At 63.2% G+C, this 26,371-nt stretch carries 21 protein-coding genes and 2 tRNA genes; 15 read left to right on the top strand and 8 right to left on the bottom strand.

The window, feature by feature from the left end; all coding sequences use genetic code 11:
• Positions 1-15 precede the first annotated feature (15 nt).
• The 5 genes from F8G81_RS15045 to bcp form a co-directional block, all read right to left on the bottom strand.
• A complete protein-coding gene (locus F8G81_RS15045) occupies positions 16-1,518 on the bottom strand; it encodes a malate:quinone oxidoreductase (RefSeq protein WP_267275500.1) in 1,503 nt (500 codons plus the stop codon).
• A gap of 79 nt (positions 1,519-1,597) precedes the next feature.
• Entirely contained in the window at positions 1,598-3,271 is a 1,674-nt protein-coding gene (locus F8G81_RS15040) for an ABC transporter substrate-binding protein (protein WP_267275499.1), read from the bottom strand.
• Positions 3,272-3,401: 130 nt separating this feature from the next.
• A complete protein-coding gene (locus F8G81_RS15035; RefSeq protein WP_267275498.1) occupies positions 3,402-4,076 on the bottom strand; it encodes a fasciclin domain-containing protein in 675 nt (224 codons plus the stop codon).
• A gap of 311 nt (positions 4,077-4,387) precedes the next feature.
• A tRNA-Leu gene (locus tag F8G81_RS15030) sits at positions 4,388-4,469 on the bottom strand.
• Positions 4,470-4,616: 147 nt separating this feature from the next.
• Positions 4,617-5,090 (bottom strand): thioredoxin-dependent thiol peroxidase, encoded by a 474-nt coding sequence (gene bcp, locus F8G81_RS15025; protein ID WP_267275497.1) that lies wholly within the window; start codon positions 5,088-5,090, stop codon positions 4,617-4,619.
• Between the two features lie 96 nt (positions 5,091-5,186).
• Here bcp and F8G81_RS15020 point away from each other — a divergent pair, with 96 nt between their 5' ends.
• The 5 genes from F8G81_RS15020 to F8G81_RS15000 all read left to right on the top strand — a co-directional run bounded on the left by F8G81_RS15020 (position 5,187) and on the right by F8G81_RS15000 (position 8,590).
• Positions 5,187-5,642, top strand: coding sequence for a MarR family winged helix-turn-helix transcriptional regulator (locus F8G81_RS15020; RefSeq protein WP_267279241.1), 456 nt, complete (start codon positions 5,187-5,189; stop codon positions 5,640-5,642).
• Positions 5,643-5,651: 9 nt separating this feature from the next.
• Positions 5,652-6,254, top strand: a complete 603-nt coding sequence (gene epsC / locus F8G81_RS15015) for a serine O-acetyltransferase EpsC (RefSeq protein ID WP_267275496.1) — start codon at positions 5,652-5,654, stop codon at positions 6,252-6,254.
• A 71-nt stretch (positions 6,255-6,325) separates the two neighbouring features.
• The gene (locus F8G81_RS15010) at positions 6,326-6,961 is read left to right on the top strand and encodes a hypothetical protein (protein WP_267275495.1); all 636 of its coding nucleotides are present in this window, start codon (positions 6,326-6,328) and stop codon (positions 6,959-6,961) included.
• A complete protein-coding gene (locus F8G81_RS15005) occupies positions 6,961-7,182 on the top strand; it encodes a helix-turn-helix domain-containing protein (protein ID WP_267275494.1) in 222 nt (73 codons plus the stop codon). Before F8G81_RS15010 ends, F8G81_RS15005 begins: the two co-directional genes overlap by 1 nt.
• 145 nt (positions 7,183-7,327) lie before the next feature.
• Positions 7,328-8,590 (top strand): hypothetical protein, encoded by a 1,263-nt coding sequence (locus tag F8G81_RS15000; RefSeq protein ID WP_267275493.1) that lies wholly within the window; start codon positions 7,328-7,330, stop codon positions 8,588-8,590.
• Between the two features lie 85 nt (positions 8,591-8,675).
• On the opposite strand, the gene F8G81_RS14995 is transcribed toward F8G81_RS15000, so the two are convergent.
• The 3 genes from F8G81_RS14995 to F8G81_RS14985 form a co-directional block, all read right to left on the bottom strand.
• A tRNA-Lys gene (locus F8G81_RS14995) sits at positions 8,676-8,751 on the bottom strand.
• 116 nt (positions 8,752-8,867) lie between these two features.
• Positions 8,868-10,052: a PQQ-dependent sugar dehydrogenase gene (locus F8G81_RS14990; protein WP_267275492.1), complete on the bottom strand. Its 1,185-nt coding sequence runs from the start codon at positions 10,050-10,052 to the stop codon at positions 8,868-8,870.
• Complete coding sequence (locus F8G81_RS14985) at positions 10,006-11,268, bottom strand: hypothetical protein (protein ID WP_267275491.1); 1,263 nt, start codon at positions 11,266-11,268, stop codon at positions 10,006-10,008. Before F8G81_RS14985 ends, F8G81_RS14990 begins: the two co-directional genes overlap by 47 nt.
• Positions 11,269-11,486: 218 nt before the next feature.
• On the opposite strand from F8G81_RS14985, the gene F8G81_RS14980 reads away from it, so the two are divergent.
• The 10 genes from F8G81_RS14980 to F8G81_RS14935 all read left to right on the top strand — a co-directional run bounded on the left by F8G81_RS14980 (position 11,487) and on the right by F8G81_RS14935 (position 26,331).
• Complete coding sequence (locus F8G81_RS14980) at positions 11,487-12,422, top strand: LysR family transcriptional regulator (RefSeq protein WP_267275490.1); 936 nt, start codon at positions 11,487-11,489, stop codon at positions 12,420-12,422.
• 142 nt (positions 12,423-12,564) lie between these two features.
• Positions 12,565-14,286, top strand: a complete 1,722-nt coding sequence (ilvD, locus tag F8G81_RS14975; protein ID WP_267275489.1) for a dihydroxy-acid dehydratase — start codon at positions 12,565-12,567, stop codon at positions 14,284-14,286.
• A gap of 366 nt (positions 14,287-14,652) precedes the next feature.
• Positions 14,653-16,560 carry an acetolactate synthase large subunit gene (locus F8G81_RS14970; protein ID WP_267275488.1) on the top strand — a complete coding sequence of 636 codons (1,908 nt, stop codon included), beginning with the start codon at positions 14,653-14,655 and terminating at the stop codon, positions 16,558-16,560.
• A gap of 2 nt (positions 16,561-16,562) precedes the next feature.
• Complete coding sequence (ilvN, locus tag F8G81_RS14965; RefSeq protein ID WP_056628144.1) at positions 16,563-17,075, top strand: acetolactate synthase small subunit; 513 nt, start codon at positions 16,563-16,565, stop codon at positions 17,073-17,075.
• A 96-nt stretch (positions 17,076-17,171) separates the two neighbouring features.
• Positions 17,172-18,197, top strand: coding sequence for a ketol-acid reductoisomerase (ilvC, locus tag F8G81_RS14960; RefSeq protein WP_267275487.1), 1,026 nt, complete (start codon positions 17,172-17,174; stop codon positions 18,195-18,197).
• 125 nt (positions 18,198-18,322) lie between these two features.
• Positions 18,323-19,912: a phosphoglycerate dehydrogenase gene (gene serA / locus F8G81_RS14955; protein WP_267275486.1), complete on the top strand. Its 1,590-nt coding sequence runs from the start codon at positions 18,323-18,325 to the stop codon at positions 19,910-19,912.
• A 195-nt stretch (positions 19,913-20,107) separates the two neighbouring features.
• Positions 20,108-22,903, top strand: coding sequence for an ABC transporter permease (locus F8G81_RS14950; protein WP_267275485.1), 2,796 nt, complete (start codon positions 20,108-20,110; stop codon positions 22,901-22,903).
• Positions 22,900-23,655: an ABC transporter ATP-binding protein gene (locus tag F8G81_RS14945; protein ID WP_267275484.1), complete on the top strand. Its 756-nt coding sequence runs from the start codon at positions 22,900-22,902 to the stop codon at positions 23,653-23,655. The genes F8G81_RS14950 and F8G81_RS14945 overlap by 4 nt, the downstream gene beginning before the upstream one ends.
• A 33-nt stretch (positions 23,656-23,688) precedes the next feature.
• Complete coding sequence (gene metG / locus F8G81_RS14940; protein ID WP_267275483.1) at positions 23,689-25,248, top strand: methionine--tRNA ligase; 1,560 nt, start codon at positions 23,689-23,691, stop codon at positions 25,246-25,248.
• 270 nt (positions 25,249-25,518) lie between these two features.
• Entirely contained in the window at positions 25,519-26,331 is an 813-nt protein-coding gene (locus F8G81_RS14935; protein WP_267275482.1) for a hypothetical protein, read from the top strand.
• The last annotated feature ends 40 nt before the right edge of the window (positions 26,332-26,371 follow it).

The following is a 26,371-nucleotide window of genomic DNA, read 5'->3' as shown; positions in this document are numbered from 1 at the left end:
AAAGACCCTGCAGGGTCAGCGTGAGGCCGAGACGCCTTCCAGCTGAAGAGCCTTGGCCGTTGCCCTCTCGAGCTCCTCCGCCAGTTCCGGGTTGTCATCGAGCTTGACGCCGTAGCCGGGCATCATGTCCTTGAGCTTGGACTGCCACCCCTTGAAATTCTTGGGGAACGCCTTCTGCAGCAGTTCGATCATGATGGGCACCGCGGTGGAAGCTCCGGGTGATGCTCCCAAAAGGGCACCGATGGAACCGTCGCGGCCGGCAATGACTTCGGTACCGAACTGAAGCACGCCGCCCTTCTTCGGGTCTTTCTTGATGATCTGTACACGCTGGCCGGCGGTGATGAGTTCCCAGTCGGTGTCCTTGGCCTCCGGGTAGTACTCCCGGAGCGCTTCGACCTTGTCTCCGTGGTTCTTCGCCACTTCCTTGATCAGGTAAGCCGTCAGGTCCATGTTGTCCTTGGCCACGGCCAGCATGGGGATGACATTGCTGGGGCGGATGGACAGCGGAAGGTCCAGGTACGAGCCGTTCTTCAGGAAGTTGGTGGAGAAGCCGGCATACGGTCCGAACAGGAGGGAACGCTTCCCCTGGACGTAGCGGGTATCCAGGTGCGGCACGGACATGGGCGGGGCACCCACAGAGGCCTGGCCGTAGACCTTGGCACTGTGCTGCGCCGCGAGCTTCTCATCCGTGCAGCGGAAAAACTGTCCGGAAACCGGGAAGCCGCCGTAGCCCTTGCTTTCCGGGATGCCTGAGGCCTGGAGGAGATGCAGCGCTCCGCCGCCGGCGCCCACAAAGACGAACTTCGCGTGAATCTTCCCGTGTTCCCCGGAAGCCGGGTACTTGAGCGAAAGGTCCCAGCCGCCGTCGGACGCCTTTGAGATCCCGGTCACCTCGTGGCCGTAGTTGGTCTCGACGCCATTGTTTCCCAGGTACGTGACGAGCTCGCGGGTGAGGGCACCGAAGTCAACGTCTGTGCCTTCCGCGGCCCGCGTGGCGGCGATGCGTTGCTGCCGATCCCGGCCCTTGACGATCAGCGGCGCCCACTTGGCAATCTGGGTGTGGTCTTCGGAATACTCCATGCTTCGGAACAGGGGGTGGGACTTCAGCGCCTCGTAGCGCGTCCGCAGGAATTTGGTATTGTCCTCGCCGATGACAAAGCTCATGTGGGGGACGGTGTTGATGAAGCCCTTGGGCGAGCCGATCAGCGACCGTTCCACAAGGTGGGCCCAGAACTGCCGGGAGAGCTGGAACTGCTCGTTGATCAGCAGTGCCTTGGAAGGGTCCACCGAGCCGTCTTTGGCTGCGGGGGAATAGTTGAGCTCGCAAAGGGCGGCATGTCCCGTTCCGGCGTTGTTCCACGGATCCGAGCTCTCCAGCCCGGGCTGATCCAGCCGTTCGAAGAGGGAAATGGTCCAGTTGGGTTCAAGCTGCTTGATGAACGCCCCCAGCGTGGCGCTCATGATGCCGCCGCCAATCAGGACGACGTCGGCATGTTTGGTCTTGGAAATGAAGGTCACAATCAGTCTCCGATAGCAGCGGCTCTGGCTGTCACAGAATATCCCCGCGCGGCCCGCATACTGAAATTGGTCCGGCCCGTCAAGGCTTTAGCTGCACCTTCGTGAAAACTTCATTTAAGACAGGGGACGCAGGGTAGCTGATGACCCGGTCCGAGAGTGCCAGCGCCGAAATGGGGAAGGCGATGGGGACAGCGGGGACGGAGGCCGCTATCTGGGCGTTGATGGTGTGGTACTGCTCGTCACGTTCCTTGCCTTCCGGCATTCCGCGGGCCCTGTTGATCTTGGAGAAGACCTGGGCGTCCTGGTATCCGAACTCGCCGTTCTTCTCGCCAAAGAGCGGGCCCACAAAGTTGTCGGCATCCGAGTAGGCGCCGTTCCAGCCGAGCAGGTGGAGGGCGTGGTCGCCGGGGGACTGGACTTTCTGGAGATACCCGTCTGACCACTCCACCGGTACTGGCTTGATGTTCAGCCCGACGGCGGTCAGCTGGCGGCTGATTTCGGCGTACACCTTTTCCGGCGTGGGCAGGTACGGCCGCGTGGCGTTGAGCGGGTAGTAGAACCGCAGCTCCTCGCCGTTATAGCCTGCCTCGGTGAGGTAGGCCTTGGCCTTGACGGGGTCATGGCCCAGCGACGGAGCGTTGTTGTTGAAGCCGCTGATCTTGGGCGGAACAAACTGTGTGGCCTGGGCGGTGTTGTCGATGAAGAACCTGCGGATCAGCGTGTCTTTGTCGATCGCCATCTCGATGGCCTGCCGGATCCTGGTGTTCTGCAGGATGGGCACCTCCTGGTTCATGCCCAGGTACATCACCGAGAACGGGTCCCGCTGGACAATCTGCTTTCCACGCTTGACCAGCTGATCGAAGTTGCCCACCGTGACGGCGTCGTATCCGTCGATGGCGCCATCCAGGAGTGCCTGGAGACGCGTCTGCGGATGGTCATACGTGACAAATTTGAGGGTGGCAATCTGGCCCCGCTCACCCCAATACTTTGGGTTGTTGACGAGCGTGACGCTCGCTTCATCCCAGGCCGCCAGGCTGAACGGCCCGGTTCCCACCGGGTTGGTGGCGAAGGCGGACAGGGCTTGTCCGCCCTTGGTCTTGTCAAGGATGTCCGCGGTGCCGGAGGCAAGGGCAGCCGGGGACGCCATGGCAAAGGCGGGCAGCGTCAGCGCCTGGAGGAAAGCAGTGAAGCGCTGGGTGAGGTCGATGCGCACACTGTCGGCGGAGAGTGCGGTGCAGCTTTTGAAGATGGACAGCGACGCCTCATCGGAGTGGGCCTTGAAGACGCCCTTGAAGGAACTTCCCGGAGCCTGCTTCCGGAGTCCTTCAGAGAAGGCGAACCACCGGTTGAAGTTGGCGCACACGGCGTCGGCGTTGAAGGGGGTGCCGTCCTGGAAGGTGACGCCGCTTCGGAGCTTGAAGGTGTAGCTGCGGCCTTCGTCGGATTCATTCCACTCCGTGGCGAGCAGCGGTGTGGGTTTGCCCGTGGTTTGGTCCACACCGACCAGGCCTTCCAGGATCTGCCGGGTGATGCGGTGGGACTCCACATCGTTGGAGAGTGCGGGGTCCAGCCCCAACGGCTGGGATGCCGTGCCGAAGTTAAAAATCGCCGACGGATCGGAGGCTCCGGTGGTGGCCGCTGGAGACGTTGGCGAAGGAGCGGGCCCGGGGCCTCCCGTGCATGACGTTACTGTCAACGCCAGGAGAACGGCGCCGGTCTTGATCACCGTTCGCCGCGATGTACTGCTGGGCACGCTCTAATCACCTCTGGGCTGATGGCAGGCACCGCGGACTGCGGACCGGGCCCAGTCTAGTTGACCGACCTGAGGGCAAGGCTGAGGCCCGGCATGTGCAGGCCGGGCCTCAGTTTTTTATGCCCTGACGTTACTTGGGCATCAGCACCGAGTCGATCAGGTAGACCGTGGCGTTGGCAGTCTGGACTCCGCCGCAGATCACGTTCGCGCCGTCCACCATCAGGGCGTCCTTGCTGCCTGTCACGGTGACGGAACCGCCCTGGACCGTGGCGTGGGTGCCGGCGATCTTGTCAGGGGTGATCTGGCCGGGAACCACGTGGTAGGTCAGGATTTTGCTCAGGAGGGCGTCATCCGTCTTGAGTGTTTCGATGGTGGCTGCATCGATCTTGGCGAAAGCGTCATCCACGGGGGCGAAGACCGTGAATTCACTGCCGTTGAGGGTGTCCACCAGATTCACCTTGGGGTTCAGCTTGCCGGACACGGCAGCTGTGAGGGTGGTCAGGATGGGGTTGTTTGAAGCGGCCACCGCAACGGGGTCCAAAGCCATTCCGGCTACCGACCCTGCTCCGGTGGGGACCTTTTCCGCGTAGCCTGCGCAACCGGGGCCAACCAGGTTTGCTGCCGGGTCCATGGCCGCCGATGAACTGGCCGACGGCGATGGCGCCATGCTGGACTCTGACGGTGCCGCTGCGGGAGCCGAGGAGTTCGGCGACGTTGCCGCGGTCCCGCCACAGGCGGTCAGGCTGAGCAGGGCTGCAGTTGCAACGCCTGCGACGGTGAAGGTTGTGCGCTTGAATGACTGCATTTTGGTTCTCCTTGGTTGTGCCGGTGTGTTGCCCGCCGCATGCTTGCCGCCGGCAGCGTGGCTTGTTCCGACTCTGGTTCCAACTGTTATTGCGGGCACCTGCCCCTGGCCGGTGTCTCAATGGGTATTCGGGGACTGCCCGGCAACGGATGGGTGGAACTCAAGGAGTTTTTTTGAAACGGCGGAAAACGGGTGCCGGGAGGTGCCGCAGAGCGGCGGTTAAATGCAGGCGGTTAAATGCAAGAATCCCGGGCGGCAGGGCCCGGGATTCTTCTTGGTGCTGTCTGTACTTCTTGATTTTGTCTGGCTTGTGCGCAAGGGGGGACTTGAACCCCCACGCCCGAAGGCACAGGAACCTAAATCCTGCGTGTCTGCCAATTTCACCACTCGCGCTTGATGACTGCTGCCGCTGGCCAGGGCCGATGGTGCCAGACCGGGGGAAAACGTACGACGGCGGTTATCAGGTTCCATTGTAGCGTCGGGTCTGCGGGGATCCCGTCAGCCCGTGCCCTCCGAAATTATTCAGCGTGAAGAATCAGGCTACCCATCAAGCTTGAGGTCGCGGCGCAGTTTGGCCACGTGCCCGGTAGCCCGGACGTTGTACTGTGCCACCTTCACTTTGCCCTCAGGATCCACCACGATCGTGGAACGGATAAGGCCCTGGTAAGTCTTGCCGTAGTTCTTCTTTTCACCCCAGGCACCGTAGGCCTCCGCCACCACATGGTCCTCATCCGAGAGCACCGGGAAGCTGAGGGTCTCCTTGGCGGCAAAGGCCGCCAGCTTGGCAACGGGGTCGGGTGAGATTCCCAGAACCTCGTAACCGGCAGATTGGAACGACGCCAGATTGTCGCGGAAGTCGCAGGCCTGCTTGGTGCACCCCGGTGTGGACGCGGCCGGGTAGAAGTAAACGATGGTGTTGCGCCCGAGCCGCGAGGCAAGGCTGACGTCCTGTCCGGAGGAGTCCTTCAAGGTGAAGGCGGGTGCTTCAGCGCCGGTCATAAGTTTGTCTGCCAATGTTTATCTCCTGGTTGCGGGCGGGACACACCAGTTTAGTAAGTGCAGGGGACCGGTGCGAATCGGCACTTGGCTATACTTGCTGGTATGCCTGATATGGATCACTGGCCCACGGGGCGCCTCTTGTCCACTGCGGCCCGTCTCGTTGAACACTCGTGGAATGAAAAGCTCGGCGCCATTGGATTAACCCACGCCGGTGTGATCGCCATTGAGGTTCTCGCGGCCCAGGGGCCCATGACCCAGGCACAGCTGGCCCAATATGTCCGCGTTCAGGCCCAAACTATGGGCAAAACGCTCAGCAGGCTCGAAACCCACGGCCACATTGCCCGTGTCCGGAGCACGTCGGACCGCCGAAGCCACGTTGTGTCGCTGACTGAACGTGGCAGGGAAGCAGTGGCTGCGGCCGTGGAAATGGAGCGTTCCGTGCTTGCTGCCGCATCCATTGATCCCGACGCGCTGCGCCAGGAGCTTAAGGCAGTAGTCCGTGAGCTGGCCAGCCAGTTCGCTTCTCCTGCAACCAGGGCATTGGTCGACGGCGCACCCCTCGCCTAGGTCTGGCGAGTGAACTTCATGCTGCTTCTGCGGGAGGACCTGCAGGCAGCCAAAGACCAGGATCCAGCGGCGTCGAGTCTCCTGGCAGTGGCTTTCCTATATTCGGGCGTCCACGCTGTCTGGAGCCATCGCGTGGCGCATGCCCTGTGGCAGCACCGGAGGCTCAAAGGTGCGGCCCGCCTCATCTCCCAGCTATCAAGATCCCTCACCGGGATTGAGATCCATCCCGGCGCCACCATCGGCAGGCGGCTCTTCATCGACCACGGGACCGGCATAGTGGTGGGCGAAACTGCCGAAATAGGTGACGACGTCCTGATGTACCAGGCAGTGACCCTGGGTGGCCGGGCGCTGAACAGGACGAAGCGGCACCCAACCATCGGCAACCGCGTCATGCTGGGTGCCGGAGCAAAGATCCTTGGCCCCGTGGTGGTGGGAGATGATTCCGCGGTGGGTGCAAACGCCGTCGTCGTGCGGGACGTCCCGGCGCAATCTGTCGCAGTGGGGATCCCGGCTTTGACGCGTCCAAAGGATCCTGCCGCGCCGGCCGAGCCGCGCAAGGACTTCCTTGATCCCGCACTGTTGGTTCCGGCGGGATCGCCTTCCGCTCCTTGACCCATCCCTGCGCAGCCCGTAAGTTATCGAATATCGTTATTAACGTTTATCGATAACTTATTGGGGGATTCATGAAAGCCAGCAGCCGCGCCGACCGTCCAGTCCGGACCAGGAAGATCGTGTCCAGGGCGGATGCGCTCTTCCTGATGATCGCCTCAGCAGCCGCCGCCATCGGTACCACTTTTCACACCGTAACCGCCGTTGTGGGCCTGGGATCTGGCCCGACAACCTTGACCGTTCCACTGGCTGCTGCCCGTCAGGACCCCGTGGGGCTGGTTCCAGGAGCGGAAGGCCGGTATACGGAAATGGAGCTGACCATCTCTGCCGTTCCGGTTGATGAAGCCGTGTTCCTGGCCTGGTCTGCAGCGTTGAACCAGGTAGGCATCCTTGCCGTGGCACTGCTGGTGTTCCTCCTTGGCTTCCGGTTTATGCGCGAAAGGCTGTTCACTCCCGGGTCCGACGTAGTCGTAGGTATGTGCGGCATTGTCCTTGCCGTGGCAAGCACTGTTGGCCAGCTCCTCGGCGCTGTCGGCAAGACGCGGCTGGCCGAAGCTGTAGGTGCCTATCAACCCACTCACGGGGAAACGATCGTGTTTGTCGGCGAAATCAATCTGCTTCCTTCCCTGGCGGGGCTGATGTTGCTGGTGATCGCCGGGGTGTTCCAATTCGGCCGCCGCCTCCAAAAAGACACGGAGGGTCTGGTCTGATGCCTGCTGACGACGTTTCAGCTATTCAGTGCAGGCTCGATGAGTTGCTAACCGAACGGGGCGTGACGCTGACGGAGTTAAGCAAGCGGGTAGGCGTGAGCCTGGTGAATCTTTCCGTCTTAAAGAACAATCACGCCAAAGCCATCCGGTTTTCAACGTTGACTGCCATCTGCGAAGCGCTGGAGTGCGAGGTAGGGGACCTCCTGGTCTGCCGGCCCTGATGATCGCTTAGGCCCCGAAAGATATACCTCCAGGACTTAGTGGGCTGGCTGCTCTTGCCACGTCTACCTCAAGCAGCGACCCTAATACAACCAGCGACATGGCCGTCAACGGCGGGTATAACGGGACAGCAGGAGGTCATTTTTCATGAAGAAGCTTTTAGTCTTGCTTGCCGCCACGGCACTGGCACTGGTTGGGTGTCCGGCACCGACGAATTCCGGCAGCCCCGTCCTTGACCTGCCTCGGGTGCCATGGGAGGGCGCGTCGGCGTTCTACGAGAAATTCCCGGTCACGAAAGCGGCAGGATGGGCAGACCGCAGCTTCTTCCCCATAGGCAGTTGGTGGAACAACTTCAGTAGCGACGAGAACGTAAAGTTCGACAAGGCGCATGGACTGAACACCTATTTCGAAGTCAATCCGGACTCGGATCCCGATCTTCTGGCGGCGAACGGAATGACCTACATTGGGCACTTGAAAAGCGCGAAAGCCACGGCGGAGAGCACCAGGTCTGCCGACATGCTCCCCGACGAGATTGACGGCCGCTACGACCCGCCGTCAGTTGGCATCGCGGAACTGCAGCGGATCATTGACGAATACGGAGACACGGGAAGGATGAAGTACAACAACTTCACCGCCGTCGTCGCCAGCAAATACAACAATGACCAGATCACTGCCGGCAACACCTACGTGAACATGGTGGACGGCCCCGTCTCCGTTGACGGGTACTGGTACACGGACACCCATTGCAGCGACAGGCCGTACGTGGACTGGTCATTCGTTCCTGTCAATGAATCCCACTGCCGCACCGCCTCCAGCTACGGGAAAATGGTCAAATCAGTACGTGAGCGGGTGGCTTCGGACGGCATCCTTCAGCCGGTGTACGTCTTCGTTGAACTCATGGGAGGCGGCACGGAATCAACAGCCTCCAACGAGTACATCTCCCCGGCCGAGATCCAGGGCGCTGTCATGAACGGCATCATCAACGAGGCCCGCGGCGTGGTCTACTTCAATCAGTCATTCAACGGCGCCTGCACCGGGGGTAACCTGATCCGTCAGGTCCAGGTCGACCCGAACCATTGCATGGCGGACAACATCGCGGGCATGAGGGAAATAAACCTCAAGATCAAGTCCCTCGCACCCATCTTGAACACGCAATCGTACGTGCACACATTCGGGCCGAACCTGGACACCATGCTGAAAACCCATGAGGGCGCGGCCTACATTTTCGCTATGCCAAGCGGTGAGGAAACCTCTGCACCGGGCGAGCGGACCTTTACTCTCCCGAAGGGTATTACCGGGACATCGGTGGAGGTAGTTGGCGAGGGCCGCACATTGCCTGTGATGGACGGCAGGTTCTCTGACAGCTTCGCAGCCGAGTACACCCACCACGTCTACCGCGTCACGCTCTAAAGGTCTACCGCGTCACGCTCTAAAAGACAGAAGGGAAAGAAAAAACCCCGTCTTCATGGCTTGTGGCCTATGAAGACGGGGTCCGTGGTGCACCCCCCGGGACTTGAACCCGGAACCCATTGATTAAGAGTCAATTGCTCTGCCAATTGAGCTAGAGGTGCATCTTTTGTTTCGATCTCCGGGGGCTTTTTCTTTCCCCGTTGATCTCCGCAACGACATGAAACTCTACACGAACTTTCAGTCCAAGTGAAATCGAACGGATACCCCTTTCGGGCGTTCACCCGGGAGCGGCCAGAACCAGCACAAAATCAGGGTTTTGGTTGTTGCTCAGGAGCCAAAATCGCCCGTCCGGAGACCTTACGACGTCCCTGATCCGCCCATATTCACGAGTGAAGTACGCCACAGGTGTGCCGGCGTTCTCACCATCGAGGGGGACCGTCCAGAGCCGCTGGCCGCGCAGTGCCCCGAGGTAGGCAGTGGAACCAACAATCTCCAGGCCACTGGGGGAAGAATCTGCCGTGGAAGGCCACACAACTTTTGCGTCGATGAAGCCTTCCCTGCCCGGGGCGCCGGTCACTTCCGGCCATCCGTAGTTGCCGCCCGGCTGGATCAGGTTCAGTTCATCGTTGACGTCCGGTCCAAATTCACTGGCCCAGAACCGCCCGGCACTGTCCCACGCCAAGCCCTGGACGTTCCGGTGCCCCAGGCTGTAGACGGCGTTGCCGAACGGGTTTCCGGGAGCGGGGTCCCCGTCAGGCGTCAGCCTCAGGATCTTGCCGCCCAGGGCGTTGGAGTCCTGGGGTTGATTCCGCCGCTGCGAGTCACCGGTTCCCACATACAGGAAACCATCGGGGCCAAACCTGATCCTGCCGCCGTTGTGGGTGGACGCCTTGGGGATGCCGGTAAAGATGACCTCCGTTTCGCTCAGGGACAGCGACCCGTCGGCCCCTTCCCGGAGGTCTACCCGGGCAATCCGGTTATCCTGCTCGGCGGTGAAATAGACGTAAAGGTAATGGTCCGTGGCGAAGGCGGGCGACACCGCGAGCCCCAGGAGGCCACCTTCGCCGCCCGGCTCCACGCCGGGGACCTGCCCGATGCCGGTCGCGCTGCCTTTACGGACAGCCTTGAGAAGGGCCGAGTCCCGCTCCGAGATGACTGCGGTTCCGTTCGGTAAAAAGACGGCGGCCCACGGGATCTCAAGTTGCAGGTCCAGTTGTTCCACCACCTGTGGTGCGGAAGGGGTGCCGGTGCTGGGGATCGCACTGGTATTTGAATCAGTGCCGGTGCCAGTAGCGGTACTGGTGCTGCCGGTGGGCACGCCATTGCCTTCACCAGTGCAGCAGGCAAGCAGCAGTGCCAGGCACAGAGGCATGGCGGCGGCAACGGCAAGCCGGCGCAAAGGCAACGGAGAAGTGCTAAAGCCGTTTCCTTCGCGGAGCCCGGAAGCCGGCAGCCTCGGCATGTGCCGGCGATTCAAACCAGACTCCGGCCCGGGTCTGCTCATAGTCCGGATGCCCCTCCTCGTAGTAGGTCATGGTGGCGGCGTCACCTTTGACGGTGTAGTCCGCTGGACCGCTGCCGTCAGGGGCGGGTGATGCCGAGCCCTGGCCGTATGGCTCCTCTGCGTCCAGATGGCTGGAAGGCTCGGCGCCTGGTGCGCGTTCCGCGTCGGCCTCCTGCGGTTCTGCTGTGTGGCTCGCTGAGGTTTCGACAGCTGCTGATGACTGCGTCCGGTCCAGTGTCTCCGTCGCGGCTGCGTTGTCAGGCACGTCCGGTTGTGCCATGCGCCCGGCGGTAGCGGTGTCATCGGCCGGGCGGCCTTCGACGCCGGCCTTTGCACCTGCCCCCTCAGCCGGCATGGCAACGGCGTCAGCATCTTCAAGGGCTGCAGTTTCAGCACCCGGAAGGGTGGGTGAATGGGGGCCGGTGTATTCCGGGTTGTGTACGTGGGCTGTGGCGCCGGACGATTCACCCTCGCTTCCCTGGGACAGATCTCCCTGCGGAGCCTCCGTCCGCGGCACTGCGGTGGATCCGCTGGCTTCGGACCACTGGGTCTCCCACTCGGCCGCATCTTCCTCCCGGCGCTTCTCCGCCTGCCGCCGCGCCTCCTCCTGGATCCGCGCATCCTCCTGCCGCTGCGCCTCCTCCTGGAGTCGATCGTCCTCCTGGATCCGCGTTTCCTCCAGCCCGGGCCCCGGTTCCTGGCCAGGCCCGCCGGCTTCGGCCCCGGACCCAGGTTCAGCCCCTGTCCCAGCTTCAGCCGCGGTCTCACGTTCAGCTTCAGCGGCGGTGCCGGTGGTGTGCGCCGCGTCGCCTGTTGCCTCGTTGCCGCCGACCATCGGGCCGTGGGAGGGGGAAGCGGCGGGTCCTGCCGTAGCAGGATGCCGGACGGGCTCAGTGTCCCGCCCGGCGGCGGTGGACAGCTCCGGCGCCTCATCCGCCGTCGTCGGGGGAGCGGGTTCGGCAGGCCGGCCAAAACCCGCGGCGCCGGCGATTCCAGTGGTGGCCGCCGCCTCGGCGGAGGCTGCGGCGCTGCCTCCCTCAAGGGCGCCGTCGGCCCGCACTCCTCCGGTACGGCTCCCGGAGTCACTGGTATTCGCGGACCTGCTGCGGTTCAGCAGCCACCAGACAACACCGACGATCAGCACAATGAGAATAATCCAGAAGACAAAATCCATAACAGAGCCCTTCGGTCCGGATGGCAAGGTTGCCGTTCCCCGACGGTACGTCGGCCCGGACTGGACTGTCTAGGTTTGTGTCCTGCTCCTGTATCCGCAGGTCAGGCTGAAGCGGCGCCTGGATAACAGAGACTTCGCCTTTCCGTTGACGGCCCGCTCCGGTGGTCGTCTGTTCGCCCCGGCAAGGGAGCAGGCCGGCTGTGGCGTAGCCTCACTCCATGGACTTTAAGCGGCTCCGGATTCTGCGTGAACTTGCCGACCGGGGTTCGGTGGGCGCCACGGCGGAAGCCATGCATGTCACCCCGTCCGCCGTGTCGCAACAGCTCAGGACCCTGCAGGATGAACTGGGTGTGGTCCTGATGGAAAAGTCCGGCAGGGGAGTACGGCTGACCGAGGCCGGCCAGGCGATGGCATCCGCTGCGGCGGACGTCTCCACTGCCATGGCCAGGGCCGAGGCCACTATCGACACCTACCGGCAGGGCTGGCAGGCCCACATCAGGGCAGCCTTTTTCCCTAGTGCTGCTGAAATGTTCCTGCCGGGCCTCCTGCACCGGGTGAAGGCCATCGAGGGGATGCACTTTGAGGCCCATTTTGAGGATCCGGGAGTTGCCGGGTTTGCAGGGCTGGCAGCGGACTACGACATTGTCCTGGCCCACAGCGTGGACGGGCCAGAGGTCTTTTCCACGCACGGCCTGGTGGTGGTTCCGCTGCTCAATGAACCGCTTGACGTCGCTATGCAGGCCGGCCATCCATTGGCGGGCAGGCCGCGGGTGACCGCCAGGGACGTGGTTGGCTACCCCTGGATGGGTGTACCGGACGGCTTCCCGTTCGACGCTGTTCTTCGCCAGATCGAAAAACAGGCAGGCTCAACCGTCATCAGGGCGCAGCTGTTTCCGGACCTCAGGGTTCTTGAAGCGCTCGTCAGTGCAGGCCACGGGCTTTCGCTCCTGCCGAGGTATACCTCCGCAGCCAATCAGGGCCGGGGCTTTGTGCTCCGTCCGTTGGTGGGCGTCCCCGCCAGGCGCACCATCGTGGCGCTGGCCCGCCCCGACGTCGCTGCCAGGACCACTGTCCGGGAGGTTCTGGAGATGCTCAAGCTTGAAGCGGCATCAGTGGCCGACGGCGCTGCGCCGGTGAGTCCTGACACGCGCTGAAGTATCCCGCCAAGTTTGAATCTCAATATGTGAGACGCGCGTCCACCATATGATCGAAATATTCTCTGATTTGGGCTCGATTTGGACTTAACAGACCGTTCCGTGTCGTTGGGCCCCTGATTCGAGCCATAGACTTTGACCCATGAGTGAGGACACCCAGATCGCGACCCAGAACAAGCCAGACATCAAGCCCCGCAGCCGTGTGGTTACCGACGGAATCCACGCAGCGCCCGCGCGCGGCATGTTCCGCGCGGTGGGCATGGGTGACGATGACTTTGCCAAGCCGCAGATCGGCGTCGCGAGTTCCTGGAATGAAATCACTCCCTGCAACCTTTCCCTGAACCGATTGGCCCAGGGCGCCAAGGAAGGCGTCCACGCCGGCGGCGGGTTCCCCATGCAGTTTGGCACCATCTCCGTTTCGGACGGCATCTCCATGGGGCACGAGGGCATGCACTTCTCCCTGGTCTCCCGCGAGGTCATCGCCGACTCCGTGGAAACCGTGATGCAGGCCGAGCGGATCGACGGCTCCGTGCTTCTGGCCGGCTGCGACAAGTCCCTCCCGGGCATGCTGATGGCCGCGGCCCGCCTGGACCTGGCCAGCGTCTTCCTCTACGCCGGCTCCATCATGCCGGGCTGGGTCAAGCTGGAGGACGGCTCCGAGAAGGAAGTCACCCTGATCGACGCCTTCGAGGCCGTGGGTGCCTGTGCCGCGGGCAAGATGAGCCTGGGCGACCTGGAGCGCATCGAAAAGGCCATCTGTCCGGGCGAGGGTGCCTGCGGCGGCATGTACACGGCCAACACCATGGCCTGCATCGGCGAAGCCCTGGGCATGTCCCTTCCCGGCTCAGCGGCGCCGCCCTCGGCAGACCGCCGTCGTGATGAGTTTGCCCGCAAGTCCGGCGAGGCTGTGGTGAACCTGCTCCGCCTCGGCATCACTGCCCGGGACATCATGACCAAGAAGGCTTTCGAGAACGCCATCGCCGTGACCATGGCCTTCGGCGGCTCCACCAACGCCGTCCTGCACCTGCTGGCCATCGCCCGCGAAGCCGAAGTCGAGCTCACCCTGGACGATTTCAACCGCATCGGCGACAAGATCCCGCACCTGGGCGACCTGAAGCCGTTCGGCCGCTACGTCATGACCGACGTCGACAAGATCGGCGGCGTGCCGGTCATCATGCGTGCACTGCTCGACGCCGGCCTGCTGCACGGCGACTGCCTCACCGTCACCGGCAAAACAGTCGCGGAAAACCTCGAAGCGATCAACCCGCCGGACCTCGACGGCAAGATCCTGCGCGCCCTGGACAACCCGATCCACAAGACCGGCGGCATCACCATCCTGCACGGCACCATGGCCCCCGAAGGCGCCGTGGTTAAGAGCGCAGGATTTGACGCCGACGTCTTCGAAGGCACAGCTCGGGTGTTCGAGCGCGAGCAGGGTGCCCTGGATGCGCTGGACAAGGGCGACATCCAGAAGGGTGACGTTGTGGTCATCCGCTACGAAGGCCCCAAGGGCGGCCCGGGCATGCGCGAAATGCTCGCCATCACCGGTGCCATCAAGGGCGCCGGGCTGGGCAAGGACGTCCTGCTCCTCACCGACGGCCGTTTCTCCGGCGGCACCACCGGCCTGTGCATCGGCCACGTCGCCCCCGAAGCCGTCGACGGCGGCCCCATCGCCTTCGTCAAGGACGGGGACAGGATCCGCGTTGACATCGCGGCCCGCAGCTTCGACCTGCTCGTTGATGAGGCGGAACTGGTATCCCGGCGGGTCGGCTGGGAGCCGCTGCCGGCCAGGTACACCAAGGGTGTCCTGGCCAAGTATGCCAAGCTGGTGCACAGCGCTTCCACCGGCGCATACTGCGGGTAGCAAGCACGTACGCGGCGGCCAAACCCAACTAGATAGCGCTAACTGTCGTTTTGAGCGCTCAATACGACAGTTAGCGCGACCTAGTTGGGGGAGGGCGCCAGCTCGTGGACAATGACGTCCACATGGTGAGATGCGGTAAGGTCACATTGACACGTATCCCGCCAGAGGGAAAACTGAACGCATGATCTCGTTCGTTACCGGCTGCACTGCTGCAGATGCAGTAGTCGTCCTTACCAGGCGCGTGGCTCAATAGCCCGACTGGTAACGAACCGTCACGCGCAAACCCCTCGAAGAGCCGCCAGGCTGAGGGGTTTTTTTATTTCCCGCAGTTTCCAAGAATAAAGATGATCCACAAGGAAGAGTCCGATGAGCAAAGGATCGCCGATCAGCCCCTCGCTGATGGCTACTAAGTCCGCTGGAGCCCACAAGGCTCCGGAACGTGCCGACCGATCGGCTGACGCCGTCGCTGTTGTCACCGACCTTGCTGCAGTCTCTCCTGTCCTTGGGCCGAACAACGTTGTACCCCCAACGGTGATGACCGGCTCAGAAGCTATTGTCCGCTCGCTCGAAGAACTCGGCGTCGACGACATTTTTGGTTTGCCCGGTGGCGCGATCCTGCCTACCTACGACCCCTTGATGGCCTCCAGCATGAATCACGTTCTGGTCCGTCACGAACAGGGAGCCGGCCACGCCGCGCAAGGCTATGCCATGGTTACCGGAAGGGTGGGTGTGTGCATTGCCACCTCCGGCCCCGGTGCAACCAACCTCGTTACTGCCATCATGGACGCCCACATGGACTCCGTGCCGCTCGTGGCCATCACCGGCCAGGTGTCCAGCGGCGTCATTGGCACTGACGCGTTCCAGGAAGCGGACATCGTCGGCATCACCATGCCGATCACCAAGCATTCCTTCCTGGTGACCAACCCCAACGACATCCCGCATGTGATGGCCGAGGCCTTCCACCTGGCTTCCAGCGGCCGGCCCGGCCCGGTGCTGGTGGACGTTGCCAAGGACGCCCAGCAGGGCCAGATGACGTTCTCCTGGCCCCCGAAGGTGGATCTTCCGGGCTACCGCCCCGTCACCCGGGGACACAACAAGCAGGTCCGCGAAGCGGCAAAGCTGATCGCGGCGGCCACCAAGCCTGTCCTGTACGTGGGCGGCGGCGTGGTCAAGGCGCACGCTTCAGCCGAGCTCCGTGAACTGGCCGAACTCACCGGAGCGCCGGTGGTCACCACCCTGATGGCCCGCGGCGTGTTCCCCGACTCCCACCCGCAGCACGTGGGCATGCCCGGCATGCACGGCACGGTGTCCGCCGTGACCGCCCTGCAGCAGTCCGACCTCCTCATCACCCTGGGCGCCCGCTTTGACGACCGCGTGACAGGCATCCTGAAGACCTTCGCTCCGAACGCCAAGGTGATCCATGCCGATATCGATCCGGCGGAGATCTCCAAGAACCGTACGGCGGACGTGCCCATTGTGGGGTCGGTCAAGGAAATCATCCCCGAACTCACGGAAGCTGTCCGCACCCAGTTCGACACGTCCGGCGTCCCCGACCTCACCACCTGGTGGGCCTTCCTGAACAACCTGAAGGAAACCTATCCGCTGGGCTGGACGGAACCGGATGACGGACTCAGCGCCCCGCAGCGGGTCATCGAGCGGATCGGAGCCCTGACCGGGCCCGAGGGCATCTACGTTGCCGGCGTTGGCCAGCACCAGATGTGGGCTGCCCAGTTCATCAAGTACGAGCGTCCGCACGCCTGGCTCAACTCTGGCGGGGCCGGCACCATGGGCTATGCCGTACCGGCCGCCATGGGTGCCAAGGTGGGGGACCCGGACCGGGTGGTGTGGGCAATCGACGGCGACGGCTGCTTCCAGATGACCAACCAGGAACTGGCCACGTGCGCGATCAACAAGATCCCCATCAAGGTTGCCATCATCAACAACTCGTCCCTGGGCATGGTCCGCCAGTGGCAGACGCTGTTCTATGAAGGCCGCTACTCCAATACCGACCTGAATACAGGGCACGACACCGTCCGCATCCCGGACTTCGTCAAGCTGGCTGACGCCTACGGCTGCGCCTCCTTCCGCTGCGAACGCGACGAGGACATCGACGCCACCATCCAGAAGGCACTCGAGATCAACGACCGCCCCGTCGTCATCGATTTTGTGGTGAGCCCCAACTCCATGGTGTGGCCGATGGTGCCCGCCGGAGTAAGCAACGACCAAATCCAGGTTGCCCGCAACATGACCCCGGAATGGGAAGAGGAGGACTGATCATGAGCCGCCACACACTGTCCGTTCTGGTCGAAGACAAACCCGGTGTACTGACCCGCGTTGCTAGCCTTTTTGCACGCCGTGCCTTTAACATCAACTCCCTGGCCGTTGGACCGACGGAAGTTCCGGGCATGTCCCGGATGACCGTCGTCGTCGACGCCGATGGTGACCTGATTGAACAGATCACCAAGCAGCTCAACAAACTGGTCAACGTGATCAAGATCGTTGAGCTGACCTCCGAATCTTCCGTACAGCGAGACCACATCCTGGTCAAGGTACGTGCGGATGCCGCAACTCGTCTGCAGGTGACCCAGGCTGCAGACCTGTTCCGTGCTTCAGTGGTTGACGTCTCCACAGACTCCGTAGTCATTGAAGCAACAGGCCACCCCGAAAAGCTCACCGCGCTGCTCTCAGTGCTCGAGCCCTTCGGCATCCGCGAAATTGTGCAGTCCGGCACCTTGGCCGTTGGACGGGGATCCCGCTCCATGAGTGACAGGGCATTGCGCTCCGCGTAGGACACAGCCCAGAGCAGTCCTACGAGCGAAAAGCCCGTGCAGTACCGCAGCAAGACTATTTACACCAGAGAATCCACTCAAAAGGAGACACCCAAAGTGACTGAAATGTTCTACGACGACGACGCCGACCTGTCGATCATCCAGGGCCGCACCGTCGCCGTCATCGGTTACGGATCCCAGGGCCACGCGCACGCCCTCAGCCTGCGCGATTCCGGCGTCGACGTCCGCGTCGGCCTGAAGGAAGGCTCCAAGTCCCGTGCCAAGGCCGAGGCCGAGGGCCTGCGTGTCCTGAACGTTGCCGAGGCAGTTGCCGAGGCCGACCTCATCATGGTCCTCACCCCGGACCAGGTCCAGCGCCACGTTTACGCGGAAGACATTGCCCCCAACCTGCAGGCCGGCGACGCCCTGTTCTTCGGCCACGGCTTCAACATCCGCTACGGCTACATCCAGCCGCCGGCTGACGTTGACGTCGCCCTGGTTGCACCGAAAGGCCCGGGCCACATCGTGCGCCGCGAATTCGAAGCCGGCCGCGGCGTTCCCGACCTCATTGCCGTGGAGCAGAACGCTTCAGGCAAGGCCAAGGAACTGGCACTGTCCTACGCCAAGGCCATCGGCGGCACCCGTGCGGGCGTCATCGAAACCACCTTCACCGAAGAGACCGAAACTGACCTGTTCGGCGAGCAGGCTGTCCTTTGCGGCGGCGCCTCGCAGCTCATCCAGTACGGCTTCGAAACCCTCACCGAGGCCGGCTACAAGCCGGAGGTGGCCTACTTCGAGGTCCTCCACGAGCTCAAGCTCATCGTTGACCTGATGGTCGAGGGCGGCATCGCCAAGCAGCGCTGGAGCGTTTCCGACACCGCCGAATACGGCGACTACGTCTCCGGCCCGCGCGTCATCACCCCCGAGGTGAAGGAAAACATGAAGGCTGTCCTCGCGGACATCCAGAGCGGTGCCTTCGCCAAGCGCTTCATCGACGACCAGGACGCCGGAGCTCCCGAGTTCGCCGAGCTGCGCAAGAAGGGTGAAGACCACCCCATCGAGGCCACCGGCCGTGAACTGCGCAAGCTGTTCTCCTGGATCAAGACCAACGACGACTACACCGAGGGCTCCGTAGCCCGCTAGGCCATGCTTTTCGCATAGCCCCGGCACCGGACAAGGCCGGGTTCACACTTCACAATGTGGGCCCGGCCTTTCCGTCGGCCTAGACTTGTTATATCCCCCCAGGACTGCAACGCAGAGGATCAGCCGTGTCAAAACCCGTAGTACTGCTCGCCGAAGAACTTTCGCCCGCCACCGTCGAGGCCCTCGGCCCGGACTTTGAAATCCGCCAGACCGACGGCGCCGACCGTTCCCAGCTGCTGTCTGCGATCGCCGACGTCGACGCCATCCTGGTCCGCTCCGCCACGCAGGTGGACGCCGAAGCCATTGCCGCGGCCAAGAACCTCAAGGTCATCGCCCGCGCCGGCGTGGGCCTGGACAACGTGGACATCAAGGCCGCCACGCAGGCCGGGGTCATGGTGGTCAACGCTCCGACGTCGAACATCGTCTCCGCGGCAGAACTGACCGTTGGGCACATCCTCAGCCTGGCCCGCCACATTCCGCAGGCCAGCGCGGCCCTGAAGAACGGTGAGTGGAAGCGCTCCAAGTACACCGGAATCGAACTGTTCGAAAAGAAGGTCGGCATCATCGGCCTGGGCCGCATCGGCGCCCTCGTGGCCGCCCGCCTCCAGGGTTTCGAAACGGAGATCCTCGCGTACGACCCCTACATCACCTCGGCCCGCGCTGCACAGCTTGGCGTCAGGCTCGTCACCCTGGATGAGCTCCTGAGCCAGGCTGACTTCGTCACCATCCACATGCCCAAGACGCCGGAAACCGTGGGCATGCTCGGCGCAGATGCATTCACCAAGATGAAGTCCACCGCCTACGTGGTCAACGTTGCCCGCGGTGGCCTTATCGATGAGGAAGCCCTCTACGCTGCCCTCCAGGACCGGCAGATCGCCGGCGCCGCGGTGGACGTTTTTGTCAAGGAGCCCAGCACGGACCTGCCGTTCTTCGCCCTCGACAACGTTGTGGTCACCCCGCACCTCGGTGCCTCCACCGACGAGGCGCAGGAAAAGGCAGGCGTCTCGGTTGCCAGGTCCGTACGCCTGGCCCTGGCCGGCGAGCTGGTTCCGGACGCCGTCAACGTCGCCGGCGGCGTGATCGCCCCCGACGTCCGCCCGGGCATCCCGCTGATCGAAAAGCTGGGCCGCATCTTCACCGCCCTGACGCACGCCTCGCTGACCCAGATCGATGTCGAAGTAGCCGGCGAGATCGCCGCCCTGGACGTCAAGGTCCTGGAACTTGCGGCCCTCAAGGGCATCTTCGCCGACGTTGTCACCGAGCAGGTTTCCTACGTCAACGCCCCCGTCATCGCGGAACAGCGCGGCATCAATGTCCGCCTGATTACGACGCCGGACGCCGAGGACTACCGCAACGTCCTGACCATCCGGGGTGCTTTGAGCGACGGCTCCCAGATCTCCGTGGCCGGCACCCTGACTGGCCCCAAGCAGGTGGAGAAGCTGGTTGGCCTCAACGGCTATGACGTGGAGATCCCCATCAGCGAGCACCTTGTGGTGGTGGCCTATGCCGACCGCCCCGGAGTGATCGGCACCATCGGCCACATCCTGGGCATGAACAACATCAACATCGCCGGAATGCAGGTGGCGCGGCAGGCTGAGGGCGGGCAGGTACTGGCACTGCTCACCATCGACAGTTCCGTTCCGCAGCAGGTCCTGGACGCCATCAAGGCCGGAATCGGCGCCGAGATGGTCCGCGAAGTGGACCTCGAGGACTAAGAACCGCACCACGTGAACGGCGGATTAACGTCGGCCACGTATGATTGGCCGGTCTGCTTACAATGACTGGGTCCTGATTCAGGACACACATCCGGCAGGCCGGCCAATACCTTTTGCACACCCCGCAGGTAATCCTTTAGCTCCGCCCGGCGGACGTGGGGGTGCACACACGCAATCCAGGTTTCAGGGAGCCCAATGAACGCCGTCCAGAGGTTCATCAGAAGCAAAGTGCTGCTGCTGACCGCGGCCATCTTGATCGCAGCCATGTGCTTGTCGGTCCTCGTCCAAGGCCAGTCGCAGGCCGCGCTCAACCGGACCGTGGATGAGAATTCACGCGGACTTTACGATGTCCTGGTCCAGGCCAAGGCGGGGTCCGGCGCGCTGATGCAGCCGGAAATCGCCAACGGCGGCGGCGGAATCAGTTTTGACCAGCTGGAGGCCATCCGTGACCTCACGGGTACGTCGGTGGCAGCTCCCATCAGCCTGGTATCCAGGGTGACGCAGAACCTCGAGGCGCCCCGGCTTGATGCCATGGACTACCTTGGCTACAACGCCGGGCTGGCAGGCACTGCCACAGCCGACCAGGCTGCGGGCGCCACCGAGCCCAGCAAGTGGCCGGCTGCGGAGTCGGTCCTGAGCGACACTCCCAAGACCTACCGGCTGACGGCCAGCGCAGTCAGCTCCGACGGCGTTTCCGAGCAGACGCTCTTCAAGTCCACCGCCGAAGGCACCCTGGGCAAAGGCAAGCTTGTGGAGGAGAAGGCCGCCGGCGGAAGCAGCATCCGGATTGCCCCGCCGGCCGGGGAAACCGGCATCAAGTTTCCCGCGCCAGCCGGCGGATCCGAGCACAACCTCTTCAACCTTTCAGTCTCCTTGCCGCTGTCACCGGAGGTGACAGAGTCGGTGGTGGCTGTTGATCCCGTGGCAGAACGTGCGCTGCTGGGCTCCGCAGGCGACTTCCTGGCGCCGCTGGAAAAGGCGCCCCCGGCTGATGCCCGCAATGCCGGCGCCATCGGACGGCATTTCGAAAGCCTCTTCACCAACGGCATCAGCATGCAGGACCTGGCAGACGGGCCCGACTTCCTGGGGGTCAAGCTCAAGTACTGGGCTCCCCTGATGACGCAGTACCAGCAGGCCAAACGCAACGGACTGCTCACCGCGGATTCCCAGGCCATCCCGCTGATTGTGCGTTCAGGCACGTCCCTTGACCTGAAGTACAACGTCAAGATCGAGGAAATCGACGCGTCCGGCAAAGTGGTCAAGGACGTTGGCACGGCGACGCGTTCCCTGGACAAGGACTACCTGCCGTTCGTTTCCAAGGATCCCTTCGCGCTGTCCTGGCCTGGCTCCACGGATCACTCCGACCTGCTGGGCAACACCGGAAACTTCAATCAGGGCCTGTACACTCCTGCAGCCTGGAGCACCGACTTTGCGTCTGCCCCGAAGTACACGGACGGCAGCACGGCCGACAACGGCGCAGTTGAAAAGTCAGCCGTTCCCGGCGACTGGGTCACCGTCAACCGGCTGCCCGAAAAGAGTGCCAGCGGCGCTTCGGTGGACCAGACCCAGCGCGACCCCGTGGATGAGCGTTCCTACCGTGAAGACCTGGCAACAGGGGAGAAGCTCGCGGCACCGCTTGCCATGGTCTACGGAACGTTTGACCCCTCCGCCGTCGAAAAGGCCGCCGGAGACGTCAACAGGCTGCCCCTGGGCGGCTACGACCCCACCCCGTTGACGCTGACCAAGGACGCCGAAGGAAAGGCCGTCACCGAAACCGAACTCAAGCCCTCGCTGAGCGCGACCGGGCTCGCCAGCCAGTCCGCCGGCGCCATCACCGACTACTACGGCCTGGCCGCCGCCCGCGGCTACAAGGACAACGCCGCGGTGATCGACGCCGTGCGCGTCCGCGCCAAGGCCCCCGGCAGCTGGAAGCAGGCCCAGCCCGACGTCGAAAAGCTGGCCGGCGAGATCCGTGCCATGGGCCTGGAAGCCACCGTTGTGGCCGGTTCCGCCCGCGAGGACGCCAGCATCTTTGTTCCCGGATACTCCAAGGACGACGCCGGCAAGGAATCGGACCTGGGCACTGTCCAGCAGTCCTGGGTCCGGCAGAACGCAGCCGATGCCGTCTCCGGATCCCTCACCGGCACCAACGTCACGCTGCTCTTCCTGACACTTTGTGGGGCCGCGCTTCTGACCGGCGCGTCCACTGTCAGCTACATCCGGAAACGCAAGCAGGAAGCCGGCACCCTCCGTGCCATGGGCTGGACGCAGGGCCGGATCCGGAATTGGGTTCTCGAGGAATTCGCGGTGGGTGCTGCACTGCTTGCAGTAGCAGGAATTGCCCTGAGCCTGCTGAGCTGGAGCCTGGCGACCGTGATCGTCTCGGCGTCGGTCCTGGTCCTGTATGCGGCTGCGGCGTTCTTCGCTGCGCAGCAGTTGCGCCACCGTGACGAGGTGGACCAGGAACCGCAGCATGACGAACGGCTGATCCCCGTCGACTCGCCGCTGACGTTCGCCAACCGGCAGCTGAGCACCAACAAGTTCAACACCCTGTCCCTGGCGGTGGCGGTTGGCGTGTTTGGAGCAGCCGTCGGCGGACTGGTTGCGCTGCTGATCGATATTCCCCGCGCGGCCGGCGCCAGTGCACTCAGCGGCCTGGCAGCCGCCAGCATAGCTTTGCCAAGCATCCTCCTTGCGCTGGCCGGAGTGACGGTTGGGCTGGTGCTGACCCTGGTGACCGGAAGGTTTGAGCTCACCGCCAAACGCCAGTACCTTGGCATCCTCGAGGCCATGGGCTGGAACCCGGACATGCTCCGGCAAGTCCGCTTCTTCGAGAACGCGCTCGTGGGAACGGTGGCCCTGCCGCTGGGAGTCCTGGGCGCGCTGGGCATAGGAATGCTCCTTGCCCCGTACGCTGCACTGTGGGCCGGAGTGGCCGGCCTTGTGGCTGTGATTTGCTGGATACCGATTGCAACGAAAGTGGTCCAATGACAAACCAGACGAACGTTCAACGGAGCCGCCGGGCCGACTCCGGTGGAGGCCCTCTCCAGACGCGCGCCAACACCATCGTCAAGGCTGCAGACCACGGGACACCGCTGGAGCTCAGCGATGTCACCATCCGCTATGGCGGTGGCAAGGGCGGCGCAGAGTCCGTCAGCGTCGTGGAGGGTTTTGACCTCACCCTGCACGCCGGTGAGATGCACTGCGTTGCCGGCCGAAGCGGCTCAGGCAAGACCAGCATCCTGACCGTGGGCGCGGGACTGACGCTGCCGACGTCGGGCCGTGTTTTCTGGGAGGGTGACTCCCTCGAAAGCATGGGCGACGACGAAATCGCTGACCGCCGCCGGGCCCTGATCGGCTACGTTGACCAGGGCGGCGCCCTGATTGACGGCATGAGCGCACTCGAGAACGTGCTCCTGCCGGCCGTCCCGGACGGCGAAGTGGACCAGCGCCGTGACATGGCAAAGGACCTGCTCGATCTTGTGGGGTTGGGCCGCCGGATGCGCCACCGTCCCGCCCAGCTCTCCGGTGGTGAACGCCAGCGCGTGGCCATTGCGCGTGCGCTGATCCTGGGCACCCGCGTGCTGGTGGTGGATGAGCCCACCGCAAGCCTGGACCGGGCCTCAGCGAACCGCATCATCAGCATCCTCAAGGACACCACCAACGACGGGATCGCGGTGCTGGTCGCTTCCCACGATCACGAACTGGTTCGCCTTAGCGATACGCTGACTGAACTCATCTAGCCTGTCCCTCCGCACCAAAGGTAACGTCCGCTCGTGACTGCAACAGAGAAACCACCGTTCTACATCACCACGGCCATCACCTACCCGAACGGTGTGCCGCACATCGGGCATGCGTATGAGTACATCGCCACTGATGCCATGGCGCGCTTCAAGCGGCTGGACGGCTATGACGTGATGTTCCTGACCGGCACGGACGAGCACGGCATGAAAATTGCCCAGACGGCCGAAAAGGAAGGCATCAGCCCCAAGGAACTGGTGGACCGCAATGCCGAGGTCTACAAAGCTGCACATTCCGCCTTGGGAATCACGTACAACCGGTTCATCCGCACCACGGACGCTGACCACTACGCGGCGTCGCAGGCCATTTGGAAAAAGATGGAAGCCAACGGCGATATCTATCTGTCGAAGTACGAAGGCTGGTATTCCGTCCGGGATGAAGCCTTCTACGTCGAGGACGACACCCTGGTTAAGGACGACGGCGTGCGTTACTCGAAGGAGACGGACACCGAAGTGACATGGACTGCTGAGGAGAGCTACTTCTTCAGGCTGTCCCAGTACCAGGACCGGCTCCTTGCCCTCTATGAGGCTCAGCCGGAATTCGGTGCCCCGCAGTCCCGGTTCAACGAGGTCATCAGCTTCGTCAGGCGTGGCCTGGAGGACCTCTCCATCAGCCGCACCACTTTTGACTGGGGTGTTCCGGTTCCCGGCAACCCCAAGCACGTGATGTATGTCTGGGTAGATGCACTGACGAACTACCTCACGGGCGTTGGCTACCCGGACGTGGATTCGGCGTCGTTCCGCAAGTTCTGGCCTGCCGACGTCCACATCATCGGCAAGGATATTTCCCGCTTCCACGCCATCTACTGGCCGGCTTTCCTGATGAGTGCCGGGCTGGAACTGCCCAAGCGCGTAATGATCCACGGCTTCCTGCACAACAACGGCGTCAAGATGTCCAAGTCGCTGGGCAACGTGGTGGCCCCGGCAGACTTTGTGGCCCAGTACGGCCTTGACCAGGTGCGGTTCTTCTTCCTTCGTGAAGTTCCGTTTGGTGCCGACGGCAGCTATAACCACGAGGCCATTGTGGGACGTATGAACTCGGACCTGGCCAACAACTTTGGCAACCTGGCCCAGCGTTCGCTGTCCATGGTGGCCAAAAACTGTGCAGGCGTTGTTCCGGCGCCGGGAGATTTCTCCGCCGCGGACTCAGCTCTGCTGGATCAGGCCAACGGTCTTCTTGAGACCGCGCGGGCCGCTTTCGAAAAGCAGGAATTCAGCCGTGCCCTGGAAGCGATCTGGGGCGTACTGGGGGATACCAACGCCTACTTTGCCGAGCAGGCGCCCTGGGTGCTGCGCAAGACCGACGTCGAACGGATGAACACTGTCCTGTACGTGACGCTGGAGGTGCTGCGGATCGTGGCCATCCTCGCCCAGCCCATTATGCCCACCGCAACTGCACAACTCCTGGACACCCTTGGCCAGCCGCAAGGCCAGGCACGGCAGTTTGCCGCGCTCACCACACCGATCGCCGCAGGGACCGCATTGCCGGCGCCGGCCCCCGTCTTCCCCAAGTACGAGGAACCGGCCGAGGGCTAGAGTACGTTCGGCCGGGCTACTTGGCCCGGCCCGAAACAGGTACTGCAACGGCCCCACCAAGTACCGTCTGTCCGCCAAAGCGGGTACTGAGTACTGGAGACGGGCAAGTATGCGGGTCCGTAGCCTAGATCCGTAAGCGAACTGATGATTCACATCTGGGAGAACCGTCGCCCCGATGCCGTCTGTTTGCTGTTTGACCCGTCATCAAGGGGCGGTCGCCGTTTTCCCTCGTGTCTGATCAGTTCGACCAGACAATGGACGGAGACGGAAATGAAACGGATCCTTGCCGCACTAGGAGTCACGGGCCTTGCATTGTTGGGCGCCACGGCCCCGGCAACCGCGTCGCCGGCGGAATCACCCGGCGGCGGCGAAATGATCACCATCTGCCACGCAACGGGATCAAGCACCAACCCGTACGTGCAGATAACAATGAACGTCAACGGTCTTCACGGCCATGGGAACGCCAACCACCAGCTCAGCGAAGACATCATCCCGAAGAACAACGGGACCGTCCTGCCCGGCGGCAGCAATCTGGACAAAGTTGATTGGTGGAATGCGGGTTGCGTGAAACCGGGGGGAGCGGTCACTCCTCCCAACGGGAACGCGGACCACAAAATAACCATCTGCCACGCTACCGGCTCAGCATCCAATCCGTTTGTGGTTATCACTATCTCCTTGAACGGGCTCAACGGGCACGCCAACGCCAACCACCAGCTAAGCGAAGACATCATCCCGCCGAACAGCGGAAACATTGTGCCCGCTGGACAGAACTGGACGGCTGAAGGACAGGCAACATTCAACAATGGCTGTGTTCCCGTCAAGCCGCACGTAGTACCCCCGGGCAAGCCGGTTGTGCCAGGTGCCGTCGTTCCCCGCGGGGCAGCAGCCGGGCAGCCGGGTGGCGCCGGAGCGGTGGCGACAAACCAGGGGTTCAACGTCCAGACTGCCGTGACAGGCTCAACCGACACTGCCCTCGCCCCATGGATGGGCGGCGTCGTGGCCCTGTTGCTCGCAGCCGCCGGGGTGGCAGTTCACAGGAAACTGGCGACAGGTGGAGTCTCCGGAGGCAAGCGCCAGGAGTGACGGCGCCCGCTGGCGCCCCAGACGGCGTCGGATGATCCAC

The organism is Arthrobacter sp. CDRTa11, assembly GCF_026427775.1.
In the GTDB taxonomy this organism is placed as follows: domain Bacteria; phylum Actinomycetota; class Actinomycetes; order Actinomycetales; family Micrococcaceae; genus Arthrobacter.
This window is presented reverse-complemented; position numbering and strand designations above follow the sequence as displayed.